Below are 15,878 nucleotides of genomic sequence, written 5' to 3'. Positions count from 1 at the left end.
CTGACGACCTCGTCCCATCGAGACGTCGCCTGACGACCTCGTCCATCGAAACGTCGCGGATGCAGGGTACGACCCCGCATCTGCGACGTTTCGCCGTCACCGACCGACTCGGGAATCGGGTCGGCCTCAGAGCCGCCCGTCGCGTCACCCGGCGTGAAGAACCGGGTCACGCCATGCGGCGGGCTGCGGCATCCGTCACGGGTTCACGACGCGGCGAGGATCTCGTCGGCGACCTCGCGACCGACGCGGATGGCGCCGTCCACGTGCTGGTAGCCCTTGCCGGCCATGTCGCTGCACGAGAAGTGGATGGGCCCCACGGGCGTGCGCAGGTCTGCGCCGTAGCGCGCGAGGCCGCCCATGTCGAAGCTCGCCGCGTAGGCGCCACGGGTCCACTCCTCCGAGCCCCAGTCGCTCTCGTAGTAGACGACCGGATGCAGCGCCTGCTCGCCGTAGTAGTGCGAGAGCGACTCGAGGATCCGCTCCTTGCGGTCCTCGGCGCTCAGCGAGAAGACGCCGTCCGCCTCCTCGTCGGCGACGAAGCCCACGAGCGTGCCGCGCGGATCCTCGTGGTTGGTGTTGTCGTAGGCCTCGTGCACGAGCTCGTAGGGGCTGAACGCGGTGCCCGAGAGGCCGGCTTCGCGCCAGAACGGCGTCTCGTAGACGGCGTGCACCTTGATGACGAGGCCCATCGAGAGGTGCTGGTGCAGCTGCTGCTGCCGGCGCGGCAGCGGTGGGTCGTAGGAGATGCGGCTGATGAGGATCGGCGGCACCGCGAGCACCACGTGCTTCGCGTGCACCTCGACGTCGTCGGTCACCGCGACGACGCCCCGCTCCGAGGCATCCGGGTGCCAGCGCAGCGTGCGCACCGCCTGGCCGGGGCGCACCCCACCGCCGAGCCGCTCGGCGAGGAGCAGCGGCACCTGCTGCAGGCCGCCGACGACGCGGCGGTCGAGGATGAAGTCGGCGTCGACGAGGTTCGAGAACGAGCCTGCGGATGCCGCCATCAGCAGCGCCTGCAGGGCGGAGAACGCGTGCGCGGGCTTGGTGAGCATGGCGCCCGCGATGAACATGCCGATGTTCTCGCGCGCCTCCTCGTCGTCGGTCTGCGTCTCGAGCCAGCGTGAGAACGAGATCTCGTCGAGGTCCTTCGCCTGCGGGTGATCCCAGGGGCGGTCGGGGTCGATCTCGGCGACGAGTGCGTCGAGCTTGTCGATGAGGGTGACGATCTCGTGCTCAGTGGCCGGCGGAACGGGGAAGATCTCGCCCTCGAACTTCTTGAGCTCGCCGTCGGGGCCGATGTAGATGTTCACGCCCTCGCGATACCGCGGGTAGGTCTCGAGGCCGAGCGCGTCGAGCGTCTCGATGAGCGCGTCCTGGTCGGGCGAGACCCACTGGCCGCCGATCTCGAGCATGGCGCCGTCGACGTCGTCGGTCCAGAGCCGTCCGCCGACGCGGTCGCGCGCCTCGAGCACCACGACCGAGCGGCCGGCGTCCTTCAGTCGGGTGGCGGCGGTGAGGCCGGATGCCCCGGCACCCACGATCACGACGTCGCAGTCGATGCGTTCCATGTCTCTTGTCTTTCGTTCGTCTTGCAGGATTCAGGAACACTGTGGCAGTGCCCCGTGCAGAATTCAGGAGTCTTGGGGCGGTGCCGTTCCGTCAGAGGGTAGAACGCGTGGCGTCCGGCTCCGACCCCGGCAACCGCTCCTGAATTGCGAAAAGCCGCGAGTGAGCGGATGCCGCGGCGTTTCCTGAATTCTGAACAGCAGAGGGGCGGATGCCGCGGCGTGTCGGCTGCGGCATCCGCTCGTGTCGGTCAGCTCACGGGGATGAGCGTGTACTTGGTGTCGAGGTACTCGTGGATGCCCTCGAGTCCGCCCTCGCGGCCGATGCCCGACTGCTTGACGCCGCCGAACGGCGCGGCCGCGTTCGAGACGAGACCCGTGTTGAGGCCCATCATGCCCGTCGCGAGGCGCTCGATCATGCGGTGGCCGCGCGCGAGGTCCTGGGTGAACACGTACGAGACGAGCCCGTACTCGGTGGCGTTCGCGAGGCGCACGGCCTCGTCTTCGTCGGCGAACGTGGTGATGCCGAGCACCGGGCCGAAGATCTCCTCGCGGAGCATCCGGCTGCCGACCGCGACGCCCGCCAGCACGGTGGGCGCGTAGAACGTGCCGTCACCGTCGATGCGGGTGCCGCCCGTGAGCACCGTGGCGCCGCGGCCCACCGCGTCCTGCACGAGGTCGTCGGTCGAGGCGACCGCCTTGGCGTCGATGAGCGGTCCGATGTTCACGCCCTCCTCGGTGCCGCGCCCGACCTTCATGGCCCGCACGCGCTCCGCGACGCGCTTGGCGAACTCGTCGGCGACCGCCTCGTGCACGAGGAACCGGTTCGCGGCGGTGCACGCCTGCCCGATGTTGCGGAACTTCGCGATCATCGCGCCGTCGACCGCCCTGTCGAGGTCGGCATCCTCGAAGATGACGAACGGCGCGTTGCCGCCGAGCTCCATGCTGGTGCGGAGGATGCCCTGCGCGGCCTGCTGCATGAGGGCGCGGCCGACCTCGGTGGACCCGGTGAACGAGAGCTTGCGCAGGCGCGGGTCGGCGATGATCGGGGCCGACACCTTCGACGAGGTGCTCGTGGGGATCACGTTCACGACACCCTTCGGCAGGCCGGCCTCCTCGAGCAGCTGCGCGAAGGCGATCGTGGTGAGGGGCGTGAGCGCCGGCGGTTTGATCACGACCGTGCAGCCCGCGGCGAGCGCCGGCGCGATCTTGCGCGTCGCCATCGCGAGCGGGAAGTTCCATGGCGTGATGAGGAACGACGGGCCGACGGGACGCTGCGACACGATCATGCGGCCCGTGCCCTCGGGGTTCAGCCCGTAGCGTCCCGAGATGCGCACGGCCTCCTCACCGAACCAGCGCAGGAACTCGCCGCCGTAGGCGACCTCGCCGCGCGCCTCTTGGAGCGGCTTCCCCATCTCGAGCGTCATCAGGAGGGCGAAGTCCTCCTTGCGGGCCTGGAGCAGGTCGAACGCGCGGCGCAGCAGCTCCCCGCGCTCGCGCGGTGCGGTCGCGGCCCACCCCTCCTGGGCGGCCACGGCGGCGTCGAGTGCGCGGATGCCGTCGGCGGGCGAGGCATCCGCGATCTCCTTGATCGTGCGACCGGTCGACGGGTCGGACACGGCCAAGGTCCTGCCGCCCTCGGCCGGGACCCACTCGCCGCCGATGAGGAGTCCGTCGGCGACGCGGCCGAGGAGTGCGGACTCAGTGGTGTTCTGCAGGGTGTCGGTCATGGTGACGTGTTCCGTTTCGTGTGAGGCCGGACGGTGTGAGTGGTTCCGATCAGGGGTAGAGACCGCGCAGGCGGTGGGCTTCGGCGACGCGCTCGACCGCCAGGGCGGTGGCCGCGGTGCGGAGCGAGAGGCCGCGGGCCTGGGCGTACCCGAGCACGTGCTGCCAGGCGCTCAACATCCGCTCTTCCAGTCTGGACTCGACCTCGTCGGCGCGCCACCAGTAGGCCTGGTTGGCCTGCACCCACTCGAAGTACGAGACGATGACGCCGCCTGCGTTGGCGAGGATGTCGGGCACCACGAGGACGCCGCGCTCCCGCAGGATGCGGTCGGCCGCAGGCGTGGTGGGGCCGTTCGCGCCCTCGACGATGACGCTCGCGAGCACGTCGGGCGCGTTGCCGTCGTGCAGCACGCCCTCGACGGCGGCGGGCACGAGGAGGTCGACGTCCTGGATGAGCAGCTCGGCGCCGTCGAGCGCCTCAGCGCCCGCGAAGCCGACGACGGTGCCGGTGGCGCGCACGTGGTCGGTGAGCGCCTCGATGTCGAGTCCGGCGACGTTGAGCACTGCGCCGTACTGGTCGCTCACTGCGGTGACCGTGACGCCCGCCTCGGACAGGAAGCGTGCGGCATCCGCGCCGACCTTGCCGAAGCCCTGCACTGCGGCCGTCGACCGGGCGGGGTCGAGTCCCGCGTGCCGGAGCGCGGCGAGCGCGATGTGGGTCACCCCACGGCTGGTCGCGCTCGCCCGCCCCTGCGAACCGCCGAGCGAGATGGGCTTGCCGGTCACGATGCCGGGCACCGTGTACCCGGAGTTCACGGAGTAGGTGTCCATGATCCAGGCCATCGTCTGCTCGTCGGTGCCGATGTCGGGCGCGGGGATGTCGCGCTCCGGGCCGATGATCGGCAGGATCTCGCTCGTGTAGCGACGGGTCACGCGCTCGAGCTCGGCCATGGAGTGCTCGCGGGGATCGATCGCGAGTCCGCCCTTCGCGCCGCCGTACGGCACGTCGAGCAGGGCGCACTTCCAGGTCATCCACATCGCGAGCGCGCGCACCTCGTCGAGGTTGACGTTCGGCGCGTAGCGCAGGCCGCCCTTGGCCGGGCCGCGAGAGAAGTTGTGCTGCACGCGGTGGCCGACGTAGAGCCGGCTCTCACCAGAGTCGAGGCGCAGCGGCACGGCGACGGTGAGCTCGCGGCGCGGGGTCGCGAGCATCTGGTGCAGGCCGGTCTCGTAGCCGAGGAGTCCGATCGCCTCAGCCAGCTGGGCGCGGGCGTCGGTGAGCGGCGTGGCGATGTGGGTGTCGACGGTGTGGGCCGAGCCTGGCGCAGCATCCGTTGCGGTCGGCAACGTCGTCGCCGCGAGCACGTCGGTCATGCGTTCTTCAGTCCTTCCGCGACGACCGAGAGGCCGTCGATGAGCAGTTCGTCGGAGATGGTGAGCGGGGGGAGGAAGCGGATGACGTTGCCGTACGTGCCGCAGGTGAGCACGATCACGCCGTTGGCGTGGGCGTGCGCCGCGACCTTCGACGTGAGGGCTGCGTCGGGCGCCCCGGTGGCCGGGTCCACGAGCTCGATCGCCACCATCGCGCCGCGGCCGCGCACGTCGCCGATGCGGGCGTCGGCGGTGCGGAGCGCGTTGAGGCGGCCGAGGAGCACGGCGCCGATCTCGCGGGCGCGCTCGATGAGGCCGTCCTCCTCGTACGACTCGATCGCGGCGAGGGCTGCGGCGCAGGCGAGCGGGTTGCCGCCGTAGGTGCCGCCGAGGCCGCCGGCCATGGCGGAGTCCATGATCTCGGCGCGGCCGGTGACCGCCGAGATCGGCAGCCCGCCCGCGATGCCCTTCGCCGTGACGACGAGGTCGGGCACGATGCCCTCGTGGTCGCTCGCGAACCATGCGCCGGTGCGGCCGAAGCCGGTCTGCACCTCGTCGGCGATGAACACGACGTCGTTCGCGCGTGCCCATTCGACGAGCGCCGGAAGGAAGCCCTGAGCGGGCACGATGAAGCCGCCTTCGCCCTGGATGGGCTCGATGATGATGGCGGCGAGGTTCTCGGCACCGACCTGCTTCTCGATCTGCGTGATGGCGCTGGCCGCCGCCTCGGCGCCCGAGAGGCCCCCGTCACGGTAGGGGTAGCTGAGGGGGGCCCGGTACACCTCGGAGGCGAACGGGCCGAAGCCGCTCTTGTACGGGATGTTCTTCGCGGTGAGCCCCATGGTGAGGTTCGTGCGGCCGTGATAGGCGTGGTCGAACGCGACGACGGCCTGCTTCTTCGTGTAGTGGCGGGCGATCTTCACGGCGTTCTCGACGGCCTCTGCTCCCGAGTTGAAGAGCGCCGAGCGCTTGACGTGGTCGCCCGGGGTGAGCGCGTTGAGCTTCTCGGCGACGTCGACGTAGCCGTCGTACGGCGCCACGGTGAAGCACGTGTGCGTGAAGGCGTTGAGCTGCGCGGTGACGGCCTCGACCACGCGGGGGTTCGCGTTGCCGACCCCGGTGACGGCGATGCCCGAGCCGAGGTCGATGAGCGAGTTGCCGTCGGCGTCGACGACGACCCCGCCGCCTGCTGCGACCACGGAGACGGGAATGGTGGTGCCGACGCCCGCGGCGACGGCCTCGGCCTTGCGCGCCATGAGCTCCTGCGAGCGCGGGCCGGGGATGGCGGTGACGAGGCGGCGCTCCTGGGCGAGCGCCGGTCCTCCGGCGACGACGGCCGGGGTGTCGACGAGGGTCATGGGGCTGCTCCGATGCGAGGTGACGACGGTGGCGGATGCCGCCAATGCTAGGTCGGGCCCGACGGATGCCCCAGCGCCCGCGTGTACACTCAGGTGCATCCCGTTGGACATCGCGTACACCGCCGCGGATCGAGGAGCACCAGTGCAGCCGACCGTGCAGACCCTGCTCGACCGCCACGAGCTCGCCCTCACGCTGCTCACGCCCGCGTCGGGACTGCCGCCCGCCGCGCTCGCCGCCCCGGTCGTCTGGGCGCACAGCTCCGACCTCGCCGATCCGGCACCCTGGCTCGACGCCGGTCACGTGCTGCTCACGACCGGCACCCAGTTCGGCGAGGGCGACGCCGACGCCGCGTTCGCCGACGACTACGTGCGGCGGCTCCGCGAGCGCGGGGTCGCCGCCCTCGGATTCGGCACCGAGGTGATCCGCGCCGGCACGCCAGAGGCGCTCGTCGCGGCGTGCACCTCGCAGGGGCTCCCCCTCTTCGAGGTGCCGTACCGGGTGCCGTTCATCGCCATCGCGCGGCTCGTGGCGGACCTGCTCGCCGAGGACGTGTATGCCCGCCAGGCCTGGGCGCTCGCCGCGCAGCGCGCGATCTCGCTCGCCGCGATCCGGCCCGACGGACTGTCGGCGACGCTCGCCGAGCTCTCACACCGCATCGGGGCGTGGGTCGGGCTCATCGACGCGTCGGGCTCGCTCGACCGCGAAGCGCCCGCCGACGGGCTCGGCCAGCCCGCCCTCGGCGAGGTCGTGGGCGAGGCGCGCTCGATGCTGCGCCGCGGGCAGCGCGCCAGCCGCACGCTCGTCGCGGGCGAGTCGGTCGGCACGCCGCACCGCGTCACCCTGCAGACCCTCGGCAGCGGCGGGGCGCTGCGCGGCGTGCTCGCCATCGGCGACTCCGCCGAACTCGACGCGGCCGGGCGCGAGGTGGTCACCTCGGTGATCGCCCTCGCCGGCCTCGCCCTCGAGCAGAACCGCGACCTCGACCGTGCCCGCGGACACCTGCGCACCGGGCTCCTGCGCGGCCTGCTCGCGGGCGACACCGCGCTGGCCGAGCGGGTGGCCACGGAGATGTGGGGACCGCTCCCGGCCGCGCCGCTGCGGGTCGCGGTGACGGATGCCCCCGCCCTGCACGTCGACCGGCTCACCGAGCTGCTCGAGCTCCGCGTCGAGGAGCGCGGCGGACGGCTCTTCTTCGGCCGCGACGAGGACACCGTGGTCCTCGTGCTCGAGGAGGCGGACGCCGCCCTCGCCGACGAGGTCGCCACCGAGTTCGAGCTGCCCGTCGGTGTCTCCGATGCGGTCGGCGCGGACGCGGTGGCGGTGGCGCACGAGCAGGCCATGCGGGCGCTCGAGCGCGCGCGAGAGACGGGGTCGGGCGTGGTCGCGTTCGACGAGATCAGCCGGCAGGGCGTGCTCGCGTTCCTCGCCCGCACGAATGCACGTCCCGTGGCGCTGGCCACGCTCGCGCCCCTCACCGAGCACGACGCGTCGCACGGCACGGCCCTGCTCGTGACGACGCGGGCCTGGCTCGAGCACGGCGGCCAGTTCGACGCGACCGCGCAGGCCCTCGGCGTGCACCGGCACACCGTGCGGAGCCGGGTCGCGCTCGCCGAGCGGCTCCTCGGTCGCGACCTCTCGGGGTTCCACGCGCGCGCCGACCTGTGGGCGGCGCTGCTCGCCGTGGACTGAGGGTCGTCGGCGTGGCGTCCGGTGGGCGCTCGTTCAGGAAGCTCCGGGTATCGGCAGGTCGCCGAAGTCGGCGGGCCACGCGAGCTCGCCCGACTCGAGGTCGGCGAGCAGGCCCGTCGTCCAAGCATTCCGCACGACAAGGTGCAGACCTTCGTGATGGTGCGCGACGACGACACGTGGCGGTGCGCCGCCTTCCAGAACACCCGGAAGCAGCGGCTCTTCATCGCCATGAACCGCATCGCCATGAACCGCTTGGCCGACGCGAGCGCCCGCTGACGCCGACGAGGTGGCAACCCGACGTCAGTGCGCGGCGCGATCGCGCGCGATGAGCTCCCGGTACCACGCGAACGAGTCCTTGCGGGTGCGCGCGCCCGTCTCGAAGTCGACGTGCACGAGTCCGAAGCGCTGCGTGTACCCCTCCGCCCACTCGAAGTTGTCGATGAGCGACCAGACGAAGTAGCCACGCACGTCCACCCCGAACTCGATCGCGTGGCGAAGCGCCCGGAGGTGCGCGTCGAGGTATGCGATCCGCTCGACGTCGTGCACCCCACCCGACACGACCTCGTCGGGGAACGAGGCGCCGTTCTCGGTGACCATGATGGGCGGCAGGCGGTCGCCGTAGTCGTCCTGCAGGCCCACGAGCACGTCGGCGAACGCCGACGGCACGATCGGCCAGCCGAACCCCGTCACCCGCACGCCGTCGAAGTCGACCGGCTCGAAGGGCAGGCCGGCCGCGGCGAACTCCGAGCCGGCGGATGCCGCGGCCACACGCGTCGGGTTGTAGAAGTTCACGCCGTAGAAGTCGAGGGGCGCCGAGATCGTCTCGAGGTCGCCGGACTGCAACCCGGGAAAGGCGTCGAGCCCGAACCCGCTGAGGTCGGGATACGCTCCCGTGAGCACGGGGTCGGCGAAGATGCGGTTGTAGACCACGTCGAACGCCGATGCGGCGAAACGGTCGGCCGGGGCATCCGTCGCCGGCACCACCAGGGTGTGGTTGTTCGTGATGCCGACGTCGGCGTCTCCCGCGGCCCGGATCGCGGCGACCGCCAGTCCGTGTGCGAGCAGCTGATGGTGCGCGGTGGGCAGCGCGCCCATCATGAGCGCCCGCCCGGGTGCCTGCGTGCCGAGGGCGTATCCCTGGATGGTCGTCATGGCAGGTTCGTTCAACGTGATCCAGCGGGGCACCCGGTCGCCGAGACGCTCGAGCACGAGGGCCACGTAGTCGGCGAAGCACGCCGCGGTGTCGCGGGCGAGCCAGCCGCCGCCGTCCTCGAGCGGCTGCGGCAGGTCCCAGTGGAAGAGGGTCGGCAGCGGCGCGATGCCCGCGGCGAGCAGCGCCTCGACGACGCGCTCGTAGTGGTCGAGGCCCGGCGCGTTCGCCGGCCCGGCGCCCGTCGGCTGCACCCGCGTCCACGAGATGGAGAAGCGGTACTCGGTGACGCCGAGGTCGGCCAGGAGCGCGACGTCGTCGCGGTACCGACGGTAGCTGTCGGCGGCGACGTCGGCGGTCGCGCCGTCGAGGATGCGACCGGGGGTGTGCGAATAGGTGTCCCAGATGGACGGACCTCGGCCGTCGGCATCCGTCGAACCCTCGGTCTGGAACGCGGCGGTCGCGGCGCCCCAGCGGAAACCCGGCGGGAAGGCGGGAAGGTCGGAGAGCGCGTCGGCCATCTGTATCTCGCTGTCGTCGCTGGCGGATGCCCCGACCCGCCGTCGGTGATCGAGTGGGTCACGCGACCCACTCGATCACCCTAGCCTCGCCGGCGCGACGGCGGAAGGTCGTGCCCCACCTTCCGCGCGCCGAGCGCCCGGCGTACGCTGGAACGAGCGGGAGGAGGACGCGATGCACGCGAACGTCGGCGAACGCCTCGTCATCCATGGCAAGCAGGTCGGCCAAGCCGATCGACACGGTGAGATCCTCGAGGTGCGCGGGGAGAATGGCAGTCCGCCGTTCCTCGTGAGGTTCGACGACGGCCACGAGACGCTCCTCTACCCCGGGGCGGACTGCGAGCTCGAGCACGAGCACCAGGCGCACGCCTCGCCGATCGAGTAGCGCCGCGCGCGGCGCGACGCGTATCGAGATCCGCCGCGGGTGGGGCTCGAGAGGCGTGCCGTCGGCGCGCCCCTCGACCGGCGGCATCGTCACGCTAGCGTGGGAGCATGTTCCACTCGTACGTCGCCATCGGCGACAGCTTCACCGAGGGAGTCGGCGACGAGCTCCCCGACGGCTCGACGCGGGGTTGGGCCGACTTCGTGGCGATGGGCCTCGCCCTCGCGGCTCGCGAGCCGATCGGCTACGCGAACCTCGCGATCCGCGGTCGCAAGCTCGGCCCGATCGTCGACGAGCAGCTCGAAGCTGCCGTCGCGCTGCGACCGGAGGCGATCAGCTTCAACGGCGGCGGCAACGACATGCTCCGGCCGCGCATGCCCGAGGAGCGGGTGGCCGAGCGGTTCCGGCAGGCGGTGCACCGTATCCGCGGCGACGGCATCGACGTGCTCATGCTGAGCGGCGCGAATCCCAGCGATCACCTGCCACTGGGGCGTGTGTTCGACGCACGCGGCGCGCGGCTCACCGCGGCGCTCGTCGATCTCGCCGAGCTTCCGGGCGTGACGTTCGTCGACAACTTCAACGATCGCGGACTTCGCGACATCCGCTACTGGTCGCCCGACAAGCTGCACCTCAACGCGCTCGGCCACGCGCGTGTGGCGAGCAACGTGCTCACCGCACTCGGCGTGCACGTGCCCGACGAGTGGGGCGTCGCCGAGGTCGCTGCCGCGCCGGCCGGCCCGCGCAGCCGGAACACGGCCGCGTACTACCGCGAGTTCGTGCTGCCGTGGATCGGGCGCAGGCTCACCGGTCGCTCATCGGGCGACGGGCGCACCGCCAAGCGCCCGACACTCGAGCCGCTGGCTCCGGATGCCGCGCGCTGACGCGCGCCGGGTCCGCCCGCCTCAGCCCTCTTCGAGCACGTCGGCGACGAATGCACGCGTGCGCCGGGCAAGCCCCTCGATGCGCTCGAGCTCGTGCACGCTCGGCAGCACCTCGGACGGGGCCGCCGGCCGCCCGAGCCGCACGGTCTCCTGGCAGGCGAGGTCGCTGCACATGTAGGTGCCGACGCTGTCGCCGCGCTCCCCTAGGGGCCCCGCGCGACGGGCGGAGAAGAGCACGACCTGGTCGGCGGGCTGCTGCGTGTGGCACAGGTTGCAGATCGCGGCGCGGTGATGCGAGCCGTTGGAGCCCGCGGCGCGCAGCACGACGCCGGCCGGCGCGCCGTCGAGCTCGGTCACGAGGTAGCCGCGCGCGAAGATGCGCGGGTCGCGCCACGCGAACGCGTCGAGGTACGCCCACTCGGTGAGCAGGAAGTCGTGCGGCAGCGACAGCTGGGCGAGCTCGGCGTGGCTCGCGTTCCCGAGCGACTCGCGGATGTCGCTCTCGACCAGCGGCTGCATGCGTCCCCTCCCTGCCCGCGCCTCCAAGTCTACGAAGCTCGACGGGCTGCGTCAGGGCTCCACGGTCCAGTCGACCTCCGTCGACTCCGGTCCCCAGCTGACCACCACGACATCGCCCGGGCCGATCCGGCGCGGCTTCGCCCCGTCGCGGATATCGTCCGCAGCGATGCGACGGGTGAGCCCATGGGCCTCGAACTCCTGGATCGTCGCGCACGACCGGACCCAATCGAAGAAGAACTGACGCCGCGAGAGGAGGCACACGCGGTTGTCGTCGCGGAAGACCCAGAAGTCGTAGCCGAAGGCCCGCCCGATCGAGCGAAGCGTCGCCGCATCATCCGGTTGGAGCCCTGCGCCGGTCGCCACCTGGTCGATGCGCTCCAGGTCGTCGGGCAACGGCTCGCGATCGAACACGGCGAGGCCCCGCGGCGGCGACAGCGCCTCGCGGACCGGGCCGATGACCGAGATGCCTCCCGCCAAGAGCAGCAGCACCGCGACGACGGCACCGATCACCCATGCGCGGGTAGGCCGCCACCGGGCCCGCGGCTCCTCCGGCGTCGGCGCGGGGACGGGGGGTTCCGTCGTCCCCCGACCCGATTCCCCATCGCCGAGGGACGATTCGGATGCCACAGGCAGCGCGCCGCGCACCCTTGCTGCGAGTTCCTCCTCCACGGCGGCGAGCTCGGCCTCGGCGACGGCGCCGGCACCGCCCGGCGTGCCGTAGACGACCCGCCGCAGCTCGTCGCGGCGGCGTTCCAGCGGATCCTCGTGTTCGGTTCCCATCTCGTGCCCCGGGACATCCGGGCCCGGACGACGGCGGGTGCACCGCCGATGCCGGGCGGCTCAGCGTTCGGGCGGCGTCACCTCCGCGGCAGCCGGCTCGGCGCCCCGGCGAGCCGCGGCATCGGCCACCGTGAACGGGACGGCGGACTCGACCGACCCCTCGATCGGGCGCCGGCCGCGGATCAGGAAGCCGAAGGCGAGCGCCACGAAGAACATGAGCACGCCGTAGACGGCGGCGGGAAGGCTCATCTCGGCGCTGCCGATGACGGTCTGCGCGATGACGATCGCGAGGGTCGCGTTGTGGATGCCGATCTCGAACGAGCTCGCGATCGACTGGGTGCGGTCGACCCGCAGCATCCGCGGCACCAGGTAGCCCACCGAGAGGCTCAGCACGCAGAACGCCACGGTGACCCCCGCGAGCCGCCCGGCGTTCTCGAGCAGCAGCTCGCGGTTCGACACGATCGCACCCGCGATGACGACGACGAGGATCACGACCGAGGCGATGCGCACCGGCCGGTCCATGCGGTCGGCGAAGGCGGCCTTCCACCAGCGCACGAGCATGCCGAGGATGACGGGGCCGAGGACGATCGCGAACACCTCCGCGGTCTTCGCGGGCTGCAGCCCGAGCGACGCGTCGCCCGGCAGGAAGTACGCGATCGCGAGGTTCGCGATGAGCGGCAGGGTGACCACGGCGAGCACCGAGTTGATCGCGGTGAGCGAGATGTTGAGCGCCACGTCCCCGCGGAACAGGTGGCTGTAGAGGTTCGCGGTGGTGCCGCCGGGCGAGGCGGCCAGCAGCAGCATGCCGACGGCGAGCACCGGCGGCAGCTGGAACAGCAGCACGAGGCCGAAGCAGAGCGCGGGCAGCACGAGGAGCTGGCAGATCAGGGCCACGATCACCGCCTTCGGATGCCTCGCGACCCGCGCGAAGTCGCGCGGCGTGAGCGAGAGCCCCAGGCCGAACATGATGATGCCGAGGGCGACCGGCAATCCGATGGTGGTCAACGCTGATCCCATGCGCTCAGTGTGGCGCATGCGAGGCGCGGGTGGAACTGGCGGTTCCGCGCGGATGCCGCGGGCGGGTGCTGTGGCTCAGTCGATGACGGGCCGTGGCCGGTCGTCGACGCGGGGACACCAGCCTGCGGGCGTGCGCTCGTACGCGTGCGCCGGCCCGTCGGCGACGAGCCGGGTGAGCGCGTCGAGGAAGCGGTCGACGTCGTCGGCGGAGGACCCCGCGCCGAGGCTCGCTCGGAGCCCGTTCGCCCGCGTCGCGACGCGGTCGAGGAAGGGGTGCGCGCAGAAGCGTCCGGCCCGCACCGAGATGCCGTGCTCGGCGGCGAGCGCCGCGGCGACGAGGCCCACAGAGCCGCGTTCGAGCTCGATGGTGGCGATGCCGAGCCGGTCGTCGGCGTCGTCGAAGCCCCGCAGCACGCGGACGCCCGACACCTTGGCGAGCCCGTCGTGCAGGCGGGCGGTGAGCGCGGCCTCGTGCTCGCGGCGCGACGCGTCGCCGATCCGCTCGAGCTCGACCAGGGCGCGCGCGAGCGCGGCGATGCCGATCACGTTGGGCGTGCCCGCCTCGTGCCGGTCGGCGCCGTGCTTCCAGTCCACGCCATCCAGCCGCACGGACTCGACCGCTCCCCCGCCGGCGAGGTGCGGCGGGGCCGCGTCGAGCCAGTCCGCGCGGCCGACGAGCGCTCCGGCGCCGAACGGCGCGTACGCCTTGTGCCCCGAGAACGCGAGGTAGTCGAAGCCGGATGCCGCGAGGTCGACGCGCCGGTGCGGCAGCAGTTGCGCCGCATCCACGGCGAGGCGGGCGCCGCGCGCATGCGCGAGCCGCGCGACCCGCTCGAGCGGGAGCACCTCGCCGGTCACGTTGGACGCGCCGGTCACCGAGACGAGCGCCGCGGGCCGCGCGGCGAGCTCGGCGTCGAGCGCGTCGAGCGTGGCGGCGATCGTGGGCGCGCCGACCACGACCCGGCGCGAGCGCCACGGCAGCAGGTTGGCGTGGTGCTCGAGGTCGAGCACCACGGTCTCGCCGGGTACGGCCGAGGCCAGGAGGTTGAGCGCGTCGGTGGTGTTGCGCGTGAACACCACGAGGTCGTCGTCGCGTGCGCCGACGTGCCTGGCGACCGTCGCGCGAGCGTCCTCCACGAGCGCAGTCGTCGCCTGCGACGGGTAGCCGCTGCCGCGGTGCACGCTCGCGTAGTACGGCAGCACCCGTGCGACGTGCTGCACGACTGCGTCGAGGGCGGGCGCGGATGCCGCGACGTCGAGGTTCACGTGCCGCACGGTGCCGCCGCCGAGCACGGGCACCTCGAGGCCGGCGTCGGCGAGCGCGGCGAGGGGGCCGGGGCCCACCGCGGCGGCCGCGGCATCCGTCCGCGACGAGCGCGCGGCACGCGCGCGCGTGCGCGGGGTGCGCTCGTCGGTGGCGATCACGGCTGCTCCTCACGTCGGTTGGCGTCGAACCTATGGCGCGGCGCCTCAGCCCTCAACCGTCGGATGTCGCACGAGGTCACGCCGCGACACATTGGGTCACGAAGTGACGCGCGAGACCCGCGAGCGCACGTGCACGTTCTCGGGGCGGTCGAGCCCGAGGTGCTCGCGCAGCGTCTCGCCCTCGTACTCGGTCGGGAACACGCCTCGGCGCTGCAGTTCGGGCACGACGCCGCGGGCGAACGCCTCGAACTGCGCGGGCTGCACCGCGGAGAGCACGTTGAAGCCGTCGACGGCGCCGGCCTCGCCCCACGCCTCGAACTCGGCGGCGATCTCGACGGCAGTGCCGACGACCATCGACGCGTTCACGGATGCCGCGACCACGAGGTGCCGGAGCGTCGGCGGCCGCTCCCCCGACGGGCTCCGACCGGTGCGCTCCGCGACGATCTCGACGAGCTCCTGGCCCGCGGCCGAGAACCCGGCGACGAGCGCGGGCGTCACGGCGCGGTCGGGCGACAGCTTCGACACGTCGACCCCCACGAGCTGCGTGAGCTGGGCGAGGGACCGGTTCGCGGGGAACGCTGCGGGCGGCCCGTCGGGCCAGTCCTCGGCGATCTGCACGAGCTCGCTGAGCTCGTCGGCGATCGACTGGGCGTGCTCCCGGGTCTCCCCGACGATCGGCAGCACGGGCGCGATCACCTTGAGGGTGCGGTCGTCGCGACCCGACTCGAACGCGAGCGAGCGCAGTTCCTCGCGGATCGCGACCGCCTGCTCGAAGCCGTTCACCGCGACGAGGGCGAGGTCGGCGCTCTGCGCGGCGAACAACCGCGAGCGGGGCGAGGAGCCCGCGTGCACGAGCGGGGGATGTCCCTGCACGGGGCGCGCCACGTTCAGCGGGCCTGCGACGCTGAGGTGGGCGCCGTGGAAGTCGGTGGCGTGGAGCTTCGCGGGGTCGAGGAACACGCCCGTCGCGGCATCCGCGACGATCGCATCGTCCTCGAACGAGTCCCAGAGACGCCGCAGCACGTGCTCGAACTCGACCACGCGGTCGTAGCGGGTGTCGTTCGCCGCGTGGAAGTCGCGGCCGTGGTTGGCGGCGGCGCGCGCCTCGGCCCCGGTCACGAGGCTGAGGCCGACGCGTCCGCCCGAGAGCAGGTCGATCGACGCCGTCGCCCGTGCCACCGTGTACGGGTCGGCGTAGCTCGTGTTCGCCGTCGCGATGAGGCCGATGCGTTCGGTGAACGCCGCCAGGTAGGAGATCGCCGAGAGCGGGTCGATCCGGGCGACGAGGTACGGGTCGCGGAATTCGAGGTCATGGCCGGTGGCGAGCCAGTCGCCGAAGAACAGGTAGTCGAGCCGCGCGGACTCGGCGACCTCGGCGGCGCGGCGCAACGCCGCAGCGTCGCTGCGCGGGTCGCGGTGCGCACCCGGGTAGCGCCACCCCGAGGGGTACGCGCCGATGGCCCTGACCATAGCGCCGATGATGAGTCGTGACAT

14 protein-coding genes are annotated in these 15,878 nt (G+C 72.4%); 4 read left to right on the top strand and 10 right to left on the bottom strand.

Annotated features, from left to right (window positions below; genetic code table 11):
* Positions 1 to 203: 203 nt before the first annotated feature.
* The 4 genes from ASG80_RS17415 to gabT form a co-directional block, all read right to left on the bottom strand.
* Positions 204 to 1,568, bottom strand: a complete 1,365-nt coding sequence (locus tag ASG80_RS17415) for an NAD(P)/FAD-dependent oxidoreductase (RefSeq protein WP_056733051.1) — start codon at positions 1,566 to 1,568, stop codon at positions 204 to 206.
* 248 nt (positions 1,569 to 1,816) lie between these two features.
* Positions 1,817 to 3,295 (bottom strand): NAD-dependent succinate-semialdehyde dehydrogenase, encoded by a 1,479-nt coding sequence (locus tag ASG80_RS17410; RefSeq protein WP_056733049.1) that lies wholly within the window; start codon positions 3,293 to 3,295, stop codon positions 1,817 to 1,819.
* Between the two features lie 49 nt (positions 3,296 to 3,344).
* Positions 3,345 to 4,667, bottom strand: coding sequence for a Glu/Leu/Phe/Val dehydrogenase (locus tag ASG80_RS17405; protein WP_082590576.1), 1,323 nt, complete (start codon positions 4,665 to 4,667; stop codon positions 3,345 to 3,347).
* On the bottom strand, positions 4,664 to 6,022 hold the full coding sequence (gabT, locus tag ASG80_RS17400) for a 4-aminobutyrate--2-oxoglutarate transaminase (RefSeq protein ID WP_056733045.1): 1,359 nt from the start codon (positions 6,020 to 6,022) through the stop codon (positions 4,664 to 4,666). The genes ASG80_RS17405 and gabT overlap by 4 nt, the downstream gene beginning before the upstream one ends.
* Before the next feature lie 142 nt (positions 6,023 to 6,164).
* Between gabT and ASG80_RS17395 the strand changes: the two genes are divergently transcribed.
* Both ASG80_RS17395 and ASG80_RS17390 read left to right on the top strand, forming a co-directional pair.
* Positions 6,165 to 7,712: a PucR family transcriptional regulator gene (locus tag ASG80_RS17395; protein WP_056733043.1), complete on the top strand. Its 1,548-nt coding sequence runs from the start codon at positions 6,165 to 6,167 to the stop codon at positions 7,710 to 7,712.
* 21 nt (positions 7,713 to 7,733) lie between these two features.
* Complete coding sequence (locus tag ASG80_RS17390; RefSeq protein ID WP_056733041.1) at positions 7,734 to 7,988, top strand: hypothetical protein; 255 nt, start codon at positions 7,734 to 7,736, stop codon at positions 7,986 to 7,988.
* A 24-nt stretch (positions 7,989 to 8,012) separates the two neighbouring features.
* Here ASG80_RS17390 and ASG80_RS17385 read toward each other — a convergent pair whose 3' ends face one another.
* Entirely contained in the window at positions 8,013 to 9,383 is a 1,371-nt protein-coding gene (locus tag ASG80_RS17385; RefSeq protein ID WP_056733039.1) for a GH1 family beta-glucosidase, read from the bottom strand.
* 172 nt (positions 9,384 to 9,555) lie between these two features.
* On the opposite strand from ASG80_RS17385, the gene ASG80_RS17380 reads away from it, so the two are divergent.
* Both ASG80_RS17380 and ASG80_RS17375 read left to right on the top strand, forming a co-directional pair.
* Complete coding sequence (locus tag ASG80_RS17380; RefSeq protein ID WP_056733037.1) at positions 9,556 to 9,765, top strand: DUF1918 domain-containing protein; 210 nt, start codon at positions 9,556 to 9,558, stop codon at positions 9,763 to 9,765.
* Positions 9,766 to 9,872: 107 nt separating this feature from the next.
* The gene (locus ASG80_RS17375; RefSeq protein ID WP_056733035.1) at positions 9,873 to 10,643 is read left to right on the top strand and encodes an SGNH/GDSL hydrolase family protein; all 771 of its coding nucleotides are present in this window, start codon (positions 9,873 to 9,875) and stop codon (positions 10,641 to 10,643) included.
* A gap of 21 nt (positions 10,644 to 10,664) precedes the next feature.
* Here the strand turns inward: ASG80_RS17375 and ASG80_RS17370 are convergent, their stop codons facing one another.
* The 5 genes from ASG80_RS17370 to ASG80_RS17350 form a co-directional block, all read right to left on the bottom strand.
* On the bottom strand, positions 10,665 to 11,162 hold the full coding sequence (locus tag ASG80_RS17370) for an FBP domain-containing protein (RefSeq protein WP_056733033.1): 498 nt from the start codon (positions 11,160 to 11,162) through the stop codon (positions 10,665 to 10,667).
* A 51-nt stretch (positions 11,163 to 11,213) separates the two neighbouring features.
* Positions 11,214 to 11,942 (bottom strand): hypothetical protein, encoded by a 729-nt coding sequence (locus tag ASG80_RS17365; RefSeq protein WP_056733031.1) that lies wholly within the window; start codon positions 11,940 to 11,942, stop codon positions 11,214 to 11,216.
* 60 nt (positions 11,943 to 12,002) lie between these two features.
* Entirely contained in the window at positions 12,003 to 12,959 is a 957-nt protein-coding gene (locus tag ASG80_RS17360) for a bile acid:sodium symporter family protein (protein WP_082590572.1), read from the bottom strand.
* 75 nt (positions 12,960 to 13,034) lie between these two features.
* Positions 13,035 to 14,384 carry an aminotransferase class V-fold PLP-dependent enzyme gene (locus ASG80_RS17355; RefSeq protein ID WP_235508375.1) on the bottom strand — a complete coding sequence of 450 codons (1,350 nt, stop codon included), beginning with the start codon at positions 14,382 to 14,384 and terminating at the stop codon, positions 13,035 to 13,037.
* A gap of 96 nt (positions 14,385 to 14,480) precedes the next feature.
* A complete protein-coding gene (locus ASG80_RS17350; protein WP_056733029.1) occupies positions 14,481 to 15,878 on the bottom strand; it encodes an NtaA/DmoA family FMN-dependent monooxygenase in 1,398 nt (465 codons plus the stop codon).

The organism is Agromyces sp. Soil535, assembly GCF_001428255.1.
Classification (GTDB): domain Bacteria; phylum Actinomycetota; class Actinomycetes; order Actinomycetales; family Microbacteriaceae; genus Agromyces.
This window is presented reverse-complemented; position numbering and strand designations above follow the sequence as displayed.